The sequence below is a fragment of the Streptomyces xiaopingdaonensis genome (assembly GCF_000262345.1).
Classification (GTDB): Bacteria; Actinomycetota; Actinomycetes; order Streptomycetales; family Streptomycetaceae; genus Streptomyces; species Streptomyces xiaopingdaonensis.
Genome location: NZ_AJTQ01000044.1, coordinates 16,055 through 31,925 on the forward strand (window position 1 = coordinate 16,055; position 15,871 = coordinate 31,925).

13 protein-coding genes are annotated in these 15,871 nt (G+C 72.5%); 5 read left to right on the forward strand and 8 right to left on the reverse strand.

All coding sequences use genetic code 11. From position 1 onward, the window contains the following. Positions 1-6 precede the first annotated feature (6 nt). Together UWG_RS0103150 and UWG_RS0103155 are read left to right on the forward strand one after the other, a co-directional pair. Positions 7-1,962 carry an OmpL47-type beta-barrel domain-containing protein gene (locus UWG_RS0103150; RefSeq protein WP_016905754.1) on the forward strand — a complete coding sequence of 652 codons (1,956 nt, stop codon included), beginning with the start codon at positions 7-9 and terminating at the stop codon, positions 1,960-1,962. A 413-nt stretch (positions 1,963-2,375) separates the two neighbouring features. Beyond that, positions 2,376-3,353 (forward strand): alpha/beta fold hydrolase, encoded by a 978-nt coding sequence (locus UWG_RS0103155; protein ID WP_016905755.1) that lies wholly within the window; start codon positions 2,376-2,378, stop codon positions 3,351-3,353. 168 nt (positions 3,354-3,521) lie between these two features. Here the strand turns inward: UWG_RS0103155 and UWG_RS0103160 are convergent, their stop codons facing one another. Next, positions 3,522-4,328, reverse strand: coding sequence for an ABC transporter ATP-binding protein (locus UWG_RS0103160; protein WP_016905756.1), 807 nt, complete (start codon positions 4,326-4,328; stop codon positions 3,522-3,524). Between the two features lie 131 nt (positions 4,329-4,459). Then, positions 4,460-5,104 (reverse strand): class I SAM-dependent DNA methyltransferase, encoded by a 645-nt coding sequence (locus UWG_RS0103165; RefSeq protein ID WP_016905757.1) that lies wholly within the window; start codon positions 5,102-5,104, stop codon positions 4,460-4,462. A 223-nt stretch (positions 5,105-5,327) separates the two neighbouring features. Between UWG_RS0103165 and UWG_RS0103170 the strand changes: the two genes are divergently transcribed. Continuing rightward, positions 5,328-6,347 carry a LacI family DNA-binding transcriptional regulator gene (locus UWG_RS0103170; RefSeq protein WP_016905758.1) on the forward strand — a complete coding sequence of 340 codons (1,020 nt, stop codon included), beginning with the start codon at positions 5,328-5,330 and terminating at the stop codon, positions 6,345-6,347. 345 nt (positions 6,348-6,692) lie between these two features. On the opposite strand, the gene UWG_RS0103175 is transcribed toward UWG_RS0103170, so the two are convergent. Next, positions 6,693-7,796, reverse strand: coding sequence for an NAD(P)-binding domain-containing protein (locus UWG_RS0103175; RefSeq protein ID WP_016905759.1), 1,104 nt, complete (start codon positions 7,794-7,796; stop codon positions 6,693-6,695). A 79-nt stretch (positions 7,797-7,875) separates the two neighbouring features. On the opposite strand from UWG_RS0103175, the gene UWG_RS0103180 reads away from it, so the two are divergent. Next, positions 7,876-8,298 (forward strand): secondary thiamine-phosphate synthase enzyme YjbQ, encoded by a 423-nt coding sequence (locus UWG_RS0103180; protein WP_016905760.1) that lies wholly within the window; start codon positions 7,876-7,878, stop codon positions 8,296-8,298. 173 nt (positions 8,299-8,471) lie between these two features. On the opposite strand, the gene UWG_RS31650 is transcribed toward UWG_RS0103180, so the two are convergent. Next, the gene (locus tag UWG_RS31650) at positions 8,472-10,010 is read right to left on the reverse strand and encodes a serine/threonine-protein kinase (RefSeq protein ID WP_157838526.1); all 1,539 of its coding nucleotides are present in this window, start codon (positions 10,008-10,010) and stop codon (positions 8,472-8,474) included. Positions 10,011-10,407: 397 nt separating this feature from the next. On the opposite strand from UWG_RS31650, the gene UWG_RS29395 reads away from it, so the two are divergent. Further along, positions 10,408-11,568 (forward strand): glycoside hydrolase family 26 protein, encoded by a 1,161-nt coding sequence (locus UWG_RS29395; protein WP_157838527.1) that lies wholly within the window; start codon positions 10,408-10,410, stop codon positions 11,566-11,568. On the opposite strand, the gene UWG_RS0103195 is transcribed toward UWG_RS29395, so the two are convergent. The 4 genes from UWG_RS0103195 to UWG_RS0103210 form a co-directional block, all read right to left on the reverse strand. Next, positions 11,521-12,756, reverse strand: coding sequence for a GNAT family N-acetyltransferase (locus tag UWG_RS0103195; RefSeq protein WP_016905761.1), 1,236 nt, complete (start codon positions 12,754-12,756; stop codon positions 11,521-11,523). The two genes, UWG_RS29395 and UWG_RS0103195, sit on opposite strands and share 48 nt — an antisense overlap. Next, the gene (locus UWG_RS0103200) at positions 12,753-13,394 is read right to left on the reverse strand and encodes a YveK family protein (protein ID WP_237719967.1); all 642 of its coding nucleotides are present in this window, start codon (positions 13,392-13,394) and stop codon (positions 12,753-12,755) included. Before UWG_RS0103200 ends, UWG_RS0103195 begins: the two co-directional genes overlap by 4 nt. A 272-nt stretch (positions 13,395-13,666) precedes the next feature. Beyond that, the gene (locus tag UWG_RS0103205) at positions 13,667-14,872 is read right to left on the reverse strand and encodes a glycosyltransferase (protein ID WP_016905763.1); all 1,206 of its coding nucleotides are present in this window, start codon (positions 14,870-14,872) and stop codon (positions 13,667-13,669) included. After that, positions 14,869-15,603 (reverse strand): polysaccharide deacetylase family protein, encoded by a 735-nt coding sequence (locus UWG_RS0103210; protein ID WP_016905764.1) that lies wholly within the window; start codon positions 15,601-15,603, stop codon positions 14,869-14,871. The genes UWG_RS0103205 and UWG_RS0103210 overlap by 4 nt, the downstream gene beginning before the upstream one ends. Positions 15,604-15,871 lie beyond the last annotated feature (268 nt).

Here is a 15,871-nt window from a genome sequence, read left to right on the forward strand (position 1 = left end):
GAGGAAATGGCCCGGAACACCAGAGCACGACCCCGCCTCCCACGCCGCCTCACGGCGGTGCTGGCAGCGATCTGCCTGACCCTGGCGGGCCTCGCCGTCCTGCCGACCGCGCAGGCCCAGCCGAACGCCGGGGACGCCCGGAAAGCCGCCGACCAGGTGCTCACCTGGACCGCGGGGGACGCCCTCGACGAGTACACCTCGGCGCCCGAGACGGCCGTCGCAGGACCCGCCACGCTCGTCTTCGAGAACAGCGCGGAGACCGGCAACACCACAGGCATGCAGCACACGTTGACGTTCACGACCTCGGACCCGGACTACAACCAGGACGTCAGCGTCAACATCCTCGCAGGACCCAACGACGCCAACGGCGGCCGCCACGAGGTCGAGGGGGAGCTGACCCCCGGCGTCTACCACTACCATTGCACCATCCCGGGGCACTTCGGAATGGAGGGCGAACTCGTCGTCACCGAGGACGACGGGGGCGGCGGAGAGGACACCACGCCGCCCGAGATCTCCGCGAGCGTCGAGGGCGAGCAGGACGCCGACGGCGCCTACCTCGGCAGCGCCACGACGACGCTCACCGCGACCGACGACTCCTCCGGCGTCGACAGCGTCGAATACGCCCTGGACGACGCCGAGTTCGCACCGTACGAGGAGCCCGTCGCGGTGACGGAACCGGGCGACCACGCCCTCGCCTTCCGCGCCACCGATGTCGCGGGGAACGTCTCGGAGGAGGACTCCGTGGAGTTCACCGTCGTCGCACCGCCGGGCGACGACACCACCCCGCCCGAGGTCTCGGCGAGCGTCGAGGGCGAGCAGGACGCCGACGGCGCCTACGTGGGCATGGCGACGGTCGCGATCGAGGCGTCCGACGCGGAGTCGGGCGTCGCCACCACCGAATACGCCCTGGGCGGTGAGGAGTTCACCGAGTACGAAGGCCCCTTCATGGTCCACGCGGCCGGCGAGCACACCGTCGCCTACCGGGCCGTCGACAACGCGGGCAACTCTTCGGAGACGCACGAGATCACGTTCACGGTCGTCGAGGACGGCGGAGGCGACCCCGACCCGGAGTGCGCCGAGACGGACGACCGCCCGGTCGTCTTCGTCGGCGAGCAGCAGACCGACGTCCCCAACCGGGAGAACGCCGACGGCTGCACCGTCAACGAGGTGATCGAGGACGAGCGCGCGTGGACCACGCCCAACGCCTTCCGGGGCCACGTCCGCGGCGTGACGCGCACGCTCGCCGCCGACGGCGTCATCGACGCCGACGAGCGACGGCAGATCCTCGACGCCGCCGACTCCTCCGGCATCGGTGAGGGCGACGACGAAGGGTACGAGAAGCTCTTCGACGGCACCCAGGCGTCCTTCGAGAAGTGGGAGCACGTCGGAGGCGGCGGCTTCGACCTCAACGAGGACGGCACCATGACGAGCAGCTCCGAGACCGACGGCATGGGCATGCTCTGGTACCCGGACGAGGAGTTCGGCGACTACTCGCTCAAACTCCAGTTCCGCGACGACGCACCGGGCGACGGGAGGGCCAACAGCGGCGTCTTCACCCGCTTCCCGAACGTCCACGAACACCCGGAGGAGTCGCGCCCCGAGTGGGTGGCGGTCAAGTACGGGCACGAGATCCAGATCAACGACGCGCCCGGCGGCGACCAGTACAAGACCGGCTCCGTCTACGGGTTCGACCTCGTCGACCGGGCCGGCGGGCTGCCCACACCGAAGGGGGAGTGGAACGACTACGAGATCCGCGTCGTCGGCCAGACCTACGCCGTCTACCGCAACGGCACGCTGATCAACGAGTTCCGCAACACCCCGGGCCAGCACTTCTCGCCACCGCGCGACGACGACCCGGGGACCGACGGCCGGCAGAACGACACCGGCTACGTCGGACTCCAGGCGCACAGCACCTCCGACGTCACCTCGTTCCGCGACGTACGGATCAAGCCGCTCTCCTGAGACAGGGGGCACGCGACTCCGGCCGTCCGCGGGTTTCCGCGGACGGCCGGGGGCGTTCGGAGGCGGGGCGGTGCTTGGCGTCGGGTGCGGGCGGGGCTGCGCCCGGGTGTGCGCGTTCGCGGTGCCGGCCCGGTTCCGCGTCCCGTGCGCGCGCGGAGTGCCGGCGGTCCTGCGTGGCCGTGCGCGCGGGGCTGCCGCACAGTCCCGCACGCCTCGCTCCCGCGCCGCCCGTCCTGCGCCCGCCGGCGCGCGCTCCAGCGCCCGCACTCCGCAACGGGCGCCGTGTCCCTGCGACTTGCCGAACCGGCAACGCTGCTGGCCGTCCGCTCCCGGAGTGCTGCATGCTCGTCGCACGTCGAGGACGCGCCGCGTCCGGACGCACCTCGGCGTCCCGCCGACCTCCCGGAGGAGACATGTCGCAAGACACCCGCCTCACCCATCGCCTCGTCCCTACCCCTGCGGGCCGCACCCACCTCGTCGAGGCCGGTACGGGCCCGCTGGTGCTGCTCGTCCACGGGTTCCCCGAGTCCTGGTACTCGTGGCGGTTCCAGCTCCCCGCGCTCGCCGACGCGGGTTACCGGGCCGTCGCCCTCGACGTCCGCGGATACGGGCGCTCTTCCGGGCCGCAGGAGATCCCGGCCTACCGCATGCGCGAACTCGCCGCCGACTGCGCCGCGTCGGTCCGCGCGCTGGGGGAGCGGACCGCCGTCGTCGTCGGGCACGACTGGGGGTCGTCGATCGCCTCGACCTCCGCGCTGCTGCACCCCGACATCTTCCGCGCCGTCGGGATGATGAGCGTGCCCTACACCCCGCCGGGCGGCGGGCAGCGGCCGAGCGAGATCTTCGCGGCGATGGGCGGGGAAGAAGAGTTCTACGTCTCCTACTTCCAGGAGCCCGGACGTGCCGAGGCCGAGATCGAGCCCGACGTGCGCGGCTGGCTCTCCGGGATCTACGCCGCCATGTCGGCGGACACCATGCCGGGGTCCGACGACCCCGCGCCCCACTTCGTCGCCCGGGGCGGCACCCTGCGCGACCGCTTTCCCACGGCCCGCCCTTCCTGGCTCGGTGAGCAGGAACTCGACTTCTACGCGGGCGAGTTCGAGCGCACCGGCCTGACGGGCGGCCTCAACCGCTACCGCAACATGGACCGCGACTGGGAGGACCTCGCCGACGTCGCGGGCGCGCCGCTCACCCGGCCGTCGTGCTACCTCGGAGGCGCCCACGACGCCGCCACCGGCTGGCTCGCCCCGGCGATCGAGGCGTTCCCCACCACCCTCCCGGGCCTGACGTCCGCGCACACGCTCGACGGGTGCGGCCACTGGATCCAGCAGGAGCAGCCGGACGAGGTCAACCGCCTCCTCGTCGAGTGGCTCGACGGGCTGCCGGCTTGATCGGCCCGACTTCCCCGGTGCTCACGCGGGTTCGCCGGTCCCGGCGTGCGTGTCGGCGGTCGTGTGCGGGTGGGGCTTCGCCGGCCGGAGCAGCGGTCGCGTTCCGCGTGCGTGGCTCGGCGCGGTGGACGCGTGATCGGCCAACCGCCGCTGCCGCCTCGGGGCGCCTCAGCGTCCCGAGCGTGCCTGCCAGCGGCCGTGGGTGCGGGAGACGAGGATCGGCCGGCCGAAGCAGCGGGTGAGTTCGGCGTCCGTCAGCACCTCCGCGGCGTCGCCGGCCGCCTGCACCCGGCCCTCGCGCAGGAGCAGCGCGTGGCTCGTCGCCTCCGACAGTTCCTCCAGGTGGTGCGTGACCGTCACCGTCGCCAACTCGGGGCGGCTCTGCGCCAGTTGGTACATGGTGTCGATGAGGTCCTCGCGCGAGGGAAGGTCGAGCGCGTTGAACGGCTCGTCGAGCAGGAGCAGCGAGGGCGACGGCATCAGCGCGCGGGCGATCAGCAGCCGCGCCCGCTGGCCACCGGAGCAGACGCGGAACGGGCGGTCCGCGAGCTCCTTGCAGTCGAGCTCCGCGAGGAGCGCGTGCGCCAGCTCTCGCGCCGCGTCGTCGTACGTGCGCCACAGCGGTTGCACGGTGCCGCTCGCGCCGGTGAGGACGACGGTGTGGCCCGTCGCGTCGGGCGGCACCTGCTGGCCGCCCGAGACGTGCCCCAGGTGCGCGCGGAGTTCCCGCACGTCGAAGCTGCCGAGGCGCTTCCCGAGCACCTCGACCGTGCCCGTCGTGGGATGCGCGAGTGCGCCGGCGAGCCGCAGGAGGCTCGTCTTCCCGGCCCCGTTGGCGCCGAGCAGCGCCCAGTGCTCGCCGTGCCGCACCTGCCAGTCGACCGAGTCGAGGATCACCTGGTCGGTCGTGAAGCGGCGCACGCTCGCGCCGCGCAGGGCGATCACCGGTCCCGTGGACTCCGCCGGTGCGCTCAACTCCGCCTCCCTGTGCGCGTGTGCGGGCACCGTCGCCCGCGTGTCGCGGACCGGTGCGGTCCGCGCCCGCCCAGATTAGTTGCGCCGGGCACACGTCGGCGGCCGGTCTCGGGATGCGGACGCGGGCGGGCTCACCCGCCTCTGTGCAGTACGAGATGCCCGCGGCGGAGGGGCCGCTCGTCGTCGTGGGGTTCCCGCAGCATCCGCCCCACCTCGACGAACCCGTACTCCGCGGCCAGCCCTGCGAGGGTGTCGACCGGCCACTGGTACGCCGTCCTCGCCCGGTGGTCGAACGGGGCGACAGGACCGCCCTCCGACTCGAAGAAGGCGAGCAGCAGCGGGCTGCCGGGCGCGAGCGTCCGCCGGAACTCGGCGAAGTACGCGGGAAGGTCGGAGGGCAGCGCGTGGATCACCGAATACCACGAGACGATGCCGCCCAGTGCGCCGTCGGACACCTCCAGCGCCGCCATGGACCCGACCTCGAACCGCAGCTCCGGGTACGCCTCGCGGGCGAGGCCGATCATCGCGGACGACACGTCGACTCCGAAGGCGTCGAGCCCCAGATCCCGCAGGTGCGCGGTCAACTGCCCGGGGCCGCACCCCACTTCGGCGACGGGTCCGGCGCCGGACGCCCGTGCCAGCTCGGCGAAGGCGGCGAGCACGGCGCGGTCGAGCGGAAAGGCGTCGAGCGCGTTGCGCGCCAACTCGGCGTAGCGCGCGGCGACGGAGTCGTACGCGGCCGCCGTCGCCCGAAGGTGCGGGGAGGTCTCGGTCACGAGCGAAGAGCCTATCCGCCGCCATCGGGCCCCGCCGGTGCGGCCTCGCCGCGCGGTCCGTGCGGACGGTGCGTAGCATGGCGGCGTGCGGGAGAGCGGGGGCGTCGATGCGGCGCAGGGCGGGCAAGCGTCCGGGAGCAGCGGTCGCGAAGCCCCCAATCCGCCGCGAAAACAGCGTACTTCGCAGATGAAGAGGCAGCCGTCGACACGGGGGCACTCGGACATGGTCGGCATCAAGGACGTCGCCCGGTGGGCGGGGGTCTCGGTCGGCACCGTCTCCAACGTCATCAACCGGCCCGAAGTCGTCGCGGAGGCGACGCGCCGAAGAGTGCGCGCCGCCATCGACCAACTCGGTTACGTACGCAGCGAGTCCGCGCGCCAGCTCCGCGCCGGCCGCAGCCGCATCCTCGCGCTCCTCGTCCTCGACATGGTCAACCCGTTCTTCGTCCAGGTCGCCTCGGGCGCCGAGGGTGCGGCGCGCAGCGCCGGGCTCGGGGTGATGTTCTGCAACAGCGCGCAGTCCCCCGAGGAGGAGGCCGCCTACCTCTCCCTCTTCGCCGAACAGCGGGTCCGCGGCGCCCTGCTCACCCCCGCCGACCCCACGGGCGGCAACCTCGCCGCCTTCGCACGCCACGGCATCCCGTACGCCCTCGTCGACCATCCGGTGCCGGCCGAGCAGTCCTGCTCCGTCTCGGTCGACGACGTCGCGGGCGGTGCCCTCGCCGCCCGCCACCTCCTCGAACAGGGCAGCCGGCGCCTCGTCTACGTCAGCGGCCCGATGCACCTGCCCCAGTGCCAGGACCGCTACGTCGGGCTCCGCGACGAGATCCGCGACGCCGGTCTCGACCCGGAGAGCACTCTCCGCCGCATCGAGTGCGCCCGCCTCGACGTTCCCGCCGGCCGGGACGCCGGGGCCCGGCTCCTCGGCATGTCCCCGCGCCCCACCGCCGTCTTCTGCGCCAACGACCTGCTGGCGCTCGGCGTGCTCCAGGCCCTCTACGCCGCGGGCGTCTCCGTCCCCGAGGAGGTCGCCCTCGTCGGCTACGACGACATCGAGTTCGCCGCAGCGGCAGCCGTCCCCCTCACCTCCGTCCGCCGCCCCGCCTACCGTATGGGCCGCACCGCGGCGGACCTCCTCATCGAGGAGACCGCGGAGGGCGACGCCCCCCACCGCCACCAGCGCATCGTCCTCCAGCCCGAACTCGTCGTCCGCGACTCCTCGTTGCGGACGCGCCCGGCCTGAGCGACCGGCGAGGCGGGACGGCTTGCCCCTGCAGTGCTGCGTGGCGCGGCGTGGCTACCGTGACGCAGCCGCTGACCACCGCGGAGTTGCCGCTCGGCCGGCGGACTTCACCGCGCCCGGAAACCCGGCCGGTCTGGCGAACTCGACTCGATGCCCAGCCAGTTGCGCCCTCGGAGCCTCGGGCAAGCCAGAAGACGCAGCAGCTCCGCCGACTCGACGCGGCCACATCCGGGTCGCGGCTCGAACCTGAGACGCGGCAATCCCTCCGACGGGTGCGGAAAGCCACTCGTCGTACCCCGCGCCCTCAACCCCGGTCACCCGCGCACCGATGCCGGTACCGGCTCCTCACACACTCGCCAACTCCCGCCCCGACGCGCCGGACGGACGCCCCTCCGCCTCCGCAGCGAGCAGCGCCTGCACGTCGCGTACCGCGGCACGCCCCGCCCGGTTCGCGCCTATGGTGCTCGCCGACGGCCCGTACCCCACGAGGTGCACCCGCGGATCGCGCACCACCCGTGTCCCCTCCGTGCGGATACCGCCGCCCGGCTCGCGGAGCCGCAGCGGTGCGAGGTGGCCGAGGACCGGGCGGAAGCCCGTGGCGTACAGAACGGTGTCGACCCGAGCGAAGGAGCCGTCGGCCCACGCCGCCCCGTCCTCGGTGAGGCGCTCGAAGAGCGGCAGCCGCTCCAGCACCCCGGCCTCCCGGGCACGACGCATCTCCTCCGTCATCGGCAGCCCCGTCACCGAGACGACGCTGCGCGGCGGCAGCCCCTCGCGCACCCTCTCGTCGACGAGCGCCACCGCGGCCCGCCCCTCCTCCGCCCCGAACGGGCCCTCCCTGAAGACGGGCGGCCGGCGCGTCACCCAGTACGTCTCCGCCGCCACCTCGGCGATCTCCATCAGGTGCTGCACCGCCGACGTGCCTCCACCGACGACGAGCACCCGCTCACCTGCGAACCCGGCAGGCCCGGGGTAGCCGGCGGTGTGCAGCTGCCGTCCGCGGAAGAGCTTCTGCCCTCGGAAGCGTGGCCAGAACGGGTGGTCCCAGGTCCCCGTCGCGTTGAGGACGACCCGCGTACGCCACACCCCGGCCGACGTCTCGACCAGCAGCCTCCCGTCGCCGGCCTCCCGTACGGCCCGTACGTCCACCGGCCGGCGCACCCGCAGGTCGAAGGCGCGCTCGTACGCGGCGAAGTACTCGCCGATCACCTCGGAGGACGGCCGGAGCGGGTCGGCCCCGCGCAGCTCCATCCCCGGCAGTGCGTGCATTCCGTGCACCCTGCCGTACGTCAGCGTCGGCCACCGGAACTGCCAGGCACCCCCGGGCTCCGGGGAGTGGTCGAGGACCACCCCGTCCTGACCGGGCACGATGCCCGCCCTGCGCAGGTGGTACGCGGCGGACAGCCCCGCCTGCCCGGCACCGACCACCACCGCTGTCACGTCGTCCATGGACAGTTCAACCAGATCTCACCCGCCGAGCTTCCCTCCCCGTGTGACGAGCCGCCGTCCCCCTGTGCAGGATGTGGCCATGACCCACGCGCTCTACAGCCGCCTGCTCGACATCCACACCGGCTCCCACGAGACGGTCGTCGACCTCACCCGCGATCTGGAGACCTTCCTCGCGAGCGCAGCCGACGACCGCGACGGCCTCCTGAACGTCTTCGTCCCCCACGCCACGGCCGGCATCGCCATCCTGGAGACCGGCGCCGGCAGCGACGAGGATCTCCTCGCCGCCCTCCACGACCTCCTCCCCGCCGACGACCGCTGGCGCCACCGCCACGGCGCCCCCGGCCACGGCCGCGACCACGTCCTCCCCGCCCTCGTCCCCCCGCACGCCACCCTCCCCGTCGTCGGCGGCACGCTCGAACTCGGCACCTGGCAGTCGGTCTGCCTCGTCGACACCAACCGGGACAACCCCAATCGGCAGGTGCGGGCGAGCTTTCTGGGGTGACCGGGATCATTTCCGGGGCGGTGCCGGCGTTCCTTCGCGCTCATCGGCTACGCACCGTGCGTCTCCGCGCACGAACCACCCCACTGATAGGCCGTGCCGAGCTGTTCCAGACCCCGACCGGTCGCCGTGCGTACCGACTTGGGTGCCGAGGACGACGTCGGACAGGCGTGCGCTCACCACCCGGTGTCATCTGTCGCCACCTGCAGAGGTGAGGCCGAATACGCGGCGACCGTGTTCCTGAAGTCGAGTTGGTGTGGCGTGTCGAGCGCGCCGAGCAGGCAGATGGGAACGGGCTGATCCAACCCGTACGTGCTGGTGTCCCGGCAGACGGATGGCATTTCCTCATCAGGCGGCCACCCTACGGGCCGGTACAACGTTGCAGGCACTGCCAGTTCCGTTCGCTGCAACAGCAGATGGACCGCCAGCAGGTGGTGATTGCCGGCCATATCGTCCGTGTACCGGATCTGGATCTCTTTGATCGCCTTCCAGGGGACGTGCTGCGAACCGGAGTCATCGCAAACCGAAACACCGGACCCGTCAACTCTCAGCTGTCGAGCCACACTTCGCAGTTTCCTGCGGTCGAACCATGCGACGAGCCACCACAGCGCGTAAAACGCCGCGTAGCTCCCGGCTCCGGCCAGAAGGAACTCGAAATATCCGGAGGACAGCGGCTCATCCGTCCATGCGATTCCTATGGCGCAAGCGGTGAACACGGTGGTGAAAAATATCCGCCGCTTCACCGTGCTGCGCAGAACCAACTCGTCTTCGGTGCCCCAGGAGTACTCGAAGAGGGGTTCCTCCTGCCCGCTTCGGTCGCCCGGATCAGCGGGTTCGAGCAGCCGCTCGTCCGTCGTCGGGGGGTTCCGAGTGCGGCGCTCTTGCCGCTTGGTAGGTGCGCTGCCCGCCAGGGCCTCCAGTGCGTCGTCCGGGGAAGGACGCTGGTCGGGTTCCTTGGCCAGTAGAGAGGCGAGTAGACGGGTCAACCTTCCGGCGCGCTTGGGGTGTGGTGGTGGGCGGAGGGCGACGGCTGCGAGCGTGGCCGTCGGAGTTTCCTGCTTGAACGGAGACACGCCTTCCACCGCGTGGTAGAGGGTCGCACCCAAGGAGAAGAGGTCGCCGGCCGGTCCGTCGGCGCTGTTCAGACGTTCCGGTGCCATGTACTCGGCTGAGCCGATGACGGACCCGGTCGTGGTGAGTGCGGTGTCGGCATCGCGCACGGAGATACCGAAGTCTGTCAGCAGTACCTCGCCGTCGGAGGAGAGCATGATGTTGGCCGGTTTGACGTCGCGGTGCGTGATGCCACAGGAGTGCGCGGCCTTCAACGCGGTCAGCACGGCTGCTGCAATTCCGGCGACCTCTTCCACAGGCAGCGGACCGCTTTCCTTCAGGCGTTGCTCGAGCGAGTGGCCGTCGATCAGCCGCATCACCGTCCAAGGAATGCCTTCCTCCACCACCACGTCGTGGACAGCGACGATGTGCGGATGATTGCGCAGCTGCGCGGCGTTGCGCGCCTCACGCACGGCGTAAGCAAGTCGCTTGCGGTGTTCCGCAGAGGACGCCGCCGGCGGCAGCCGGACCTCCTTCAGCGCCACGTCGACGTGCAGGTACTCGTCGACCGCCTCCCAGACCCGCCCGTAGCCGCCGCCTGCGACCTCGCGGACGATTCTGTACCGCCCACCGACCCATCGCCCCGGGCTCGCCTCTGCGGTCAAAGCCCCACCCCCTGTGCCGTTGAGGTCGCGGAGGGCGTGCGGCACAAGGCCACCCCGACGACGCCTGACGCCCTCGACCGATGCAGGACGTGATGATTCTGCCGCTCGGACGGGCCGGACGCCATCAGTTCGGACAGGTACCGCCCGGCGGTCATGTCCGGATTGCTGCGGCGGAGAAGGTCCGGGGGACGCCGTCGCGCCTCTGCTGCCGCAGGCCGCGGGGACAAACGGTTGCCCCAGGAGAGCGCCTCGCCCGAAGACGGCCCTTCTGTGTTTCACCCGGGCTCGGCCGGGACGCTCGGCGCAGTCGGGATCGGGCGCCCCGGCGTGACGCACCGCCACACCGTAGCCGTATCGCTACGGTGAGCAACCAATCTGCCGGCGGACAGGAGGACGCATGGCGCGACGACGCGCGAGAGCCGGGCGGGTGTGCTGCGGAGTCGCTGCCGCCGGGGCTCTTCTCGCGTTCTGCTGCGTGCCTCCTTCCGACCAGCCGGGCCGAGGCGAGCCGCGCAAGGAGCAGGCGTCACCGGGCACCGGCCCGACCGGCGATTCCGTTCCGGCGCTGGGCGCGTTCCTCGAGCCGGACGCCGAGGGCGTGCGCCGCATCGCGGACCTCGAGACCTGGCTGGGCGGGACCGAGGTACGGGTCGGGCACACGTATCTCCCCGGGGATCTGTGGTCCAACATCGAGGGGAGGGAAGACTTCCTGAAGCCGTGGGTGGAGTGGAAACTCGCCGACCCTGACCGCATGTTCGTCCTCAACGTGCCGATGCAGGAGCGCAACGAGGAGCGCCTGTCCGACGCCGAGGTGCGCGGACTGTTGCGCGCCGGGGCGGACGGCCGCTTCGACGCGCACTACCGTGCCCTCGCCGAACGCCTGGTACGGCTGGGCGCGCCGGAGACGGTGATCGTGCTCGGCTGGGAGATGAACGGCACCACCTACACCCACCGGTGCGGTCCCGATCCCCGGGCGTGGAAGGCGTACTGGCGACGCATCGTCACGGCCATGCGTTCCGTTTCCGGTCAGGGATTCCGCTTCGACTTCGCCCCGAGCCGGGGCCGGGACGCGGTCGGATGGACACGGTGCTATCCCGGTGACGACTACGTGGACATCGTGGGAATGGACTCGTACGACCAACCGGCCGGCCAGTCCTTCGAGGCGCAAGTGCGGGAGGATTTCGGCCTGCAGAAGCAGGTGGATTTCGCCGCCGCACACGGAAAGCCCGTCTCCTACCCGGAATGGGGTCTCTTCCGTAACGGGGACAACCCCGCATACGTGCGCCGGATGCTCGCGTGGTTCGCGGAGCACGAGCCCGTCTACCAGACGGTCACCGACTACTGCCCGCACGGCGTGTGGCTCTGCCGCGAGAACCCGGAGTCCTCGGAGGCGTACCGGGCCGCGGTGTCCGCGTACCGGAGCGCGGCGGCCGCGTACCGGAGCGCGGCGGCCGGATCGGAACCGTCCGATCGTGAGCGGCCCTCCGGTGGTCACTGGTACGCCGCTGCTTCACGTGCGGTGAACCTCCGCCCGGCATTCCGCGCCGTCGAACGGTGACCCGGCACCTTCACGCCGTCGTCCTCCGGCGGGTGTCGGGACGCGGCGCCGGCACCCGGGCGGCTTTCGGGCAAGAGCCCACATCCGGGCGAGGGACGCCCGTGAGCGGACGGCCTCGGCAGCGCGATCGCGAGCCGCGACCTGCCCGGCGTACAGCTTCAGGACGGGTGCCGTCCCGCGACGGGCGAGCAGGAACCGCTGGTTCACCACGGGGTCGGGCTTCCAGCGCAGCTTGTACGGCTCGGTGCCGCGCAGCAGACTCATGGCCCGGCGTCCGGTGCGGGCCGTGAAGTCGAGGTCGTGCCTGAGGAGCATGACGGCGATGTCGATCCGCTGTTCCCGCAGCCGCGGGTCGGCTCCGTAGAGGTAGCCGCAGACGAGGTCGGACTGGGCGAAGGAGACGTCCGTGGCCACGACGTCCTCGCCGACGCGGTACTCGGTCACGACCGCGTCCCCGTTCCGCACCATCGGCGGCAGGGCCCGCTCCAGGTGGGCGTGGAACCTGGAGGTCAGGTGTTCGGGTGTGACGGCGCGGTCCTGCCATTGCAGCCTGTGGAGGCGCAGCATGTTACGTACGGCCGCGGAACTGTCGCCCGCGGTGACGGTCCGTTCCTCGATGCCCAGTTTGTCGATCTTCCGCAGCTTCTGCCGGGTGCGTCTGGCGCTGGCCGTCGCCAGTCGGTCGAGGAGGGCTTCGATGGGAACGCCGGGCAACTCCAGGCAGGCGGAGTCCGTACGTCTCCGGCGCGGACCCTGCCAGGACTCGTAGAGCCGTTCGACGGCGGCACCGGGGCGCACCTCGCGCAGGTCCACCACCGCTCCCCGGGCGGCCCGGCGCACGCCTCTCGCCAGGGCGGCCGGCGCCTGCGGACAGTCGTCGTCCAGCAGAACGTCGCAGAAGTCGGTGATGCCACCGCCGAGCGCGACCAGTGTGGGAAGCGGCCGGTGGGTGAGCATCATCGGCGCAGCGGCGACCAGCCGGCCACCCTGCCGGACGAGGACGACGCGCAGCCTGCCGGGGCTGCCGTACGACAACCACCAGGAGTAAAGCCAGGCGTGGCTCTGGAAGGCCGTCGCGGAGCGGCTGCGGCCACGCAGCGACTCCCATTCCTCGGCGAGCAGAGCGAACCCGTCGGCGTCGCGGCAGACGGTGCCGCTCAACGTCCGGGAGCCGACGGCCGCCGTCACGGCTGCGGCTCCCTGTGCGCGGTGGGTTCCTCGCGGGTCGGGTTCGGCAGCGCGTCGGCGGCGTCGCCCTCGTGCACGGGCGCCGGCACGGCGGCGTCGGTGGCCGAGCGGCGGTGCCGTTGCGGGCGGGTCAACAGCACCAGTCCGCCGAGCAGTCCACCGGCGCAGCCCCCCACGGAGACGGCTGCGGGCGCGGAAGGGGAGACGGAGGAGTCCGGCGCCTCGGCGCCGGAGAAGACGGTGAGGGACGTGCCCGTCCGCTTCGCCGGCTGTTCGGCCGTGTGCACGAGCGCCTGGGCGACGGCGTTGGCGTACTCCGCCGCTTTGGCCGAGTCGCCCGCGGTGTAGGTGATCTCCACCATCGGTGCGTCGGGTGACGTGCTGGCCTTCGTGCCGGTGGTGAGGGTGCCTGGTGCGACCCGGGCCCTGCGCTCCGCCGCGGCGAGGATCACGCGGTCGGTGGCGATCTTTCCGTACGCCTGGGCGTAGCCGAGCGCGGAGGCGGAGTCGGCCTGCTGCCCCGCCGAGACCATCACGTACGCGCTGGCGGCGAACCGGGGCTCCGCAACCGAGGCGTAGACCGCACCGCCCGCGGCGCCCACGGCGAGGCACAGCGGGATCGGCCACCAGGCCGGCACACGCGCACGCAGACTCTTCCGGGACGCCGGGTCAGCAGGGAGCCCGAGGCCGGCGGGTGCCTTCTCCCCGGAAGAGCCGCCGAAGCCGGCGTCGGCGGTCCGGGCGGCAGCGTCCGCGCTCCCGGACGACCGGACCTGTGTGCCGGCGGGCGGGGTGTGCACGGTGCCCGCCGTACTCGCGGACGGCTGTCTGCGGAAGCGTGCCGCACGGGATGCCGGGGCTTCCGGCGCGCTGTACTTGGTTCTCTTCGCGGCGCTGGGCATGTCGGAACCTATCTCGCTGTCAGGGAACGGTCGTGATCGGCAGGGTCGGGCGGGGACAGGGCAGGCGGCCTCCGTCGGAGCGGCTGTCCGGCGACCGACTCGTAGACGTCCAGGAGACGTTCGACGCTCGTGGCGATGTCGTAGCGCGCCACCACGGGTGGCACGGGCAACCGCCGGTTGCCGGCCTCGCGGCACTCCCGCAGGGCGGCGGCGAGCCCGGTCCGGCCGGCGCCGACGCGGCGCGCACCCGGCGCTTCCCCCGGCGGCAGCTCGTCGATCGCGGGGCAGGTGACATGCAGTACGGGCAGCCCCGAGGCGAGTGCTTCGAGTACCGAGAGGCCGAAGGACTCGTCGGCGGACGTGGAGACGAAGACGTCGACGGTGGAGAGCAGCTCCGGGATGCCGGGGACGTCACCGTCCGCGGGCGCGGCGGCGGCCGGTGCGACCGCGCCTCCGCACTCGCCCAGCAGGCGGACGCGGTCGAGGGCGTCGCACTGCGCGGCGCGCTTCTCCAGCGCGGCCCGTTCGGGTCCGTCGCCGGCCAGCAGCAGCCGCGCGTCCGGCAGCTCCGCCACGGCACGGACGAGCGTGTCGAACCGCTTGCCCGGCACCAGCCGGCCCACGGCGCCCACCACGAACGCTCCGGCGGGGATGCCCAGTCGGGCCCGGACCTCGGCGCGAGCGGCGGGGTCGAATCGGAAGCGCCCGGCGTCGATGCCGTTGGGCACGGTGTGCACGCGGTCCGGCGCCACGCCCCAGCGCTGCAGCCGTTGGGCGACGGTGCCGGAGACGGCGACCGTGGCGGACCCCAACCGCTCGGCGGCCAGATACAGGGCCCGGACGCCGGGGGAGAGCCGTCGCCCCTCGATCGACTGCTCGCCGAGGGAGTGCTCGGTGGCGACCACGGCACGCACGCCCGCCAGCCGGGCGGCGACCCGGCCGTAGAGACACGCTCGGTAGAGATGGGTGTGGACGAGGTCGTAACCGCCCTCGCGGACCAGCCTGACCAGGCGGGGCAGAGCCGGCAGGTCGCGGTTGCCCCGCATGCCGAGCTCCACGACGCGGTTGCCGTCCGCACGGATCTCCTCGGCGACGGTTCCCGCACCGGTGAGCGTGATGACGTCGCAGGACATCGGGAGGTGCCGTAGCAGCAGCCGGAGTTGCTGTTCCGCGCCGCCCACGCCCAGGCCGGTGATGATGTGCAACGCCTTCACGGGCGGCCTCCGATCCACTGGCGTCCCGCCGTGCCAGGCGTGCGGCTGTCGGGCAGGGGCCTGCGGCGCAGCGGGTGCAAGAGCTGCTTGAGGCGCATCCGGAAGGGGGTGTCCGACGCGTCGATGTGCACTCGGGGCAACGCGAGCGGCCCGGTCAGGGGGCCGGGTGAGATGGCGCAGGCGTGGCGGTAGTCGGCGGCGCGGACGGCGCCGATGGCGCGGGTGTCCACCGCTCCGTAGGGATAGCAGAAGCTCCGTGGCGCTGTGCCCGTGAGCTCGGTGAGCAGCGCGCGGCTGTGTGCCGTCTCCTGCTTCAGCCTCGTGTCGGACGCGGTGGTCAGGTCGGTGTGCAGCAGACCGTGGGAGCCGATCTCCATTCCGGCCGCGGCTGCCGCGCGGATGCCGTCCGCGTCCAGCAGCGGTCTGCGGGGGCCCAGCGGGTCCCATGCGTTGACACCTCCGAGCCGGCCGGGGAGGACGAAGACGGTGGCCGTGCAGTCGTGCCGACGCAGCACCGGCAACGCCTCGTCCACGAAGTCGGCGTAGCCGTCGTCGAAGGTCAGTCCCACGAGTCCGCGGTCCCGGCCGGCCGCGCGGGCGGCCATCAGCTCGCCGACGCCCACGCCCGACAGGCCGCGGCCGAGCAGCCAGCGCAGCTGCTCGTCCAGGCGCTCGCGCGGCACCGTGATCCGGTAGGGGTCCTCCGTGCCGCCGGACACGGAGTGGTACATCAGAACCCAGGGAGGTCTACGGCCCGCCGAGCGCGCCGGCCCGGCGGCCGGTGCGCCGGCGGGCGGGGGCAGTGGCGGACGGGCCAGCGTGCGGGATTCACCGGACATGGACGAGCCTTCTTCCCAGAGCGGTCAGCAACTGTGCGACCTCGGACGCCCGGACCAGAAGGGCCACCGAGGCGAAGACCACCAGCACGGTCGCCCCGCCGACCACGGCGGCCGGCAGGGGCGCGGCGGGGACGCGAGCCGCGGCCCAGCCCGCCGCCGC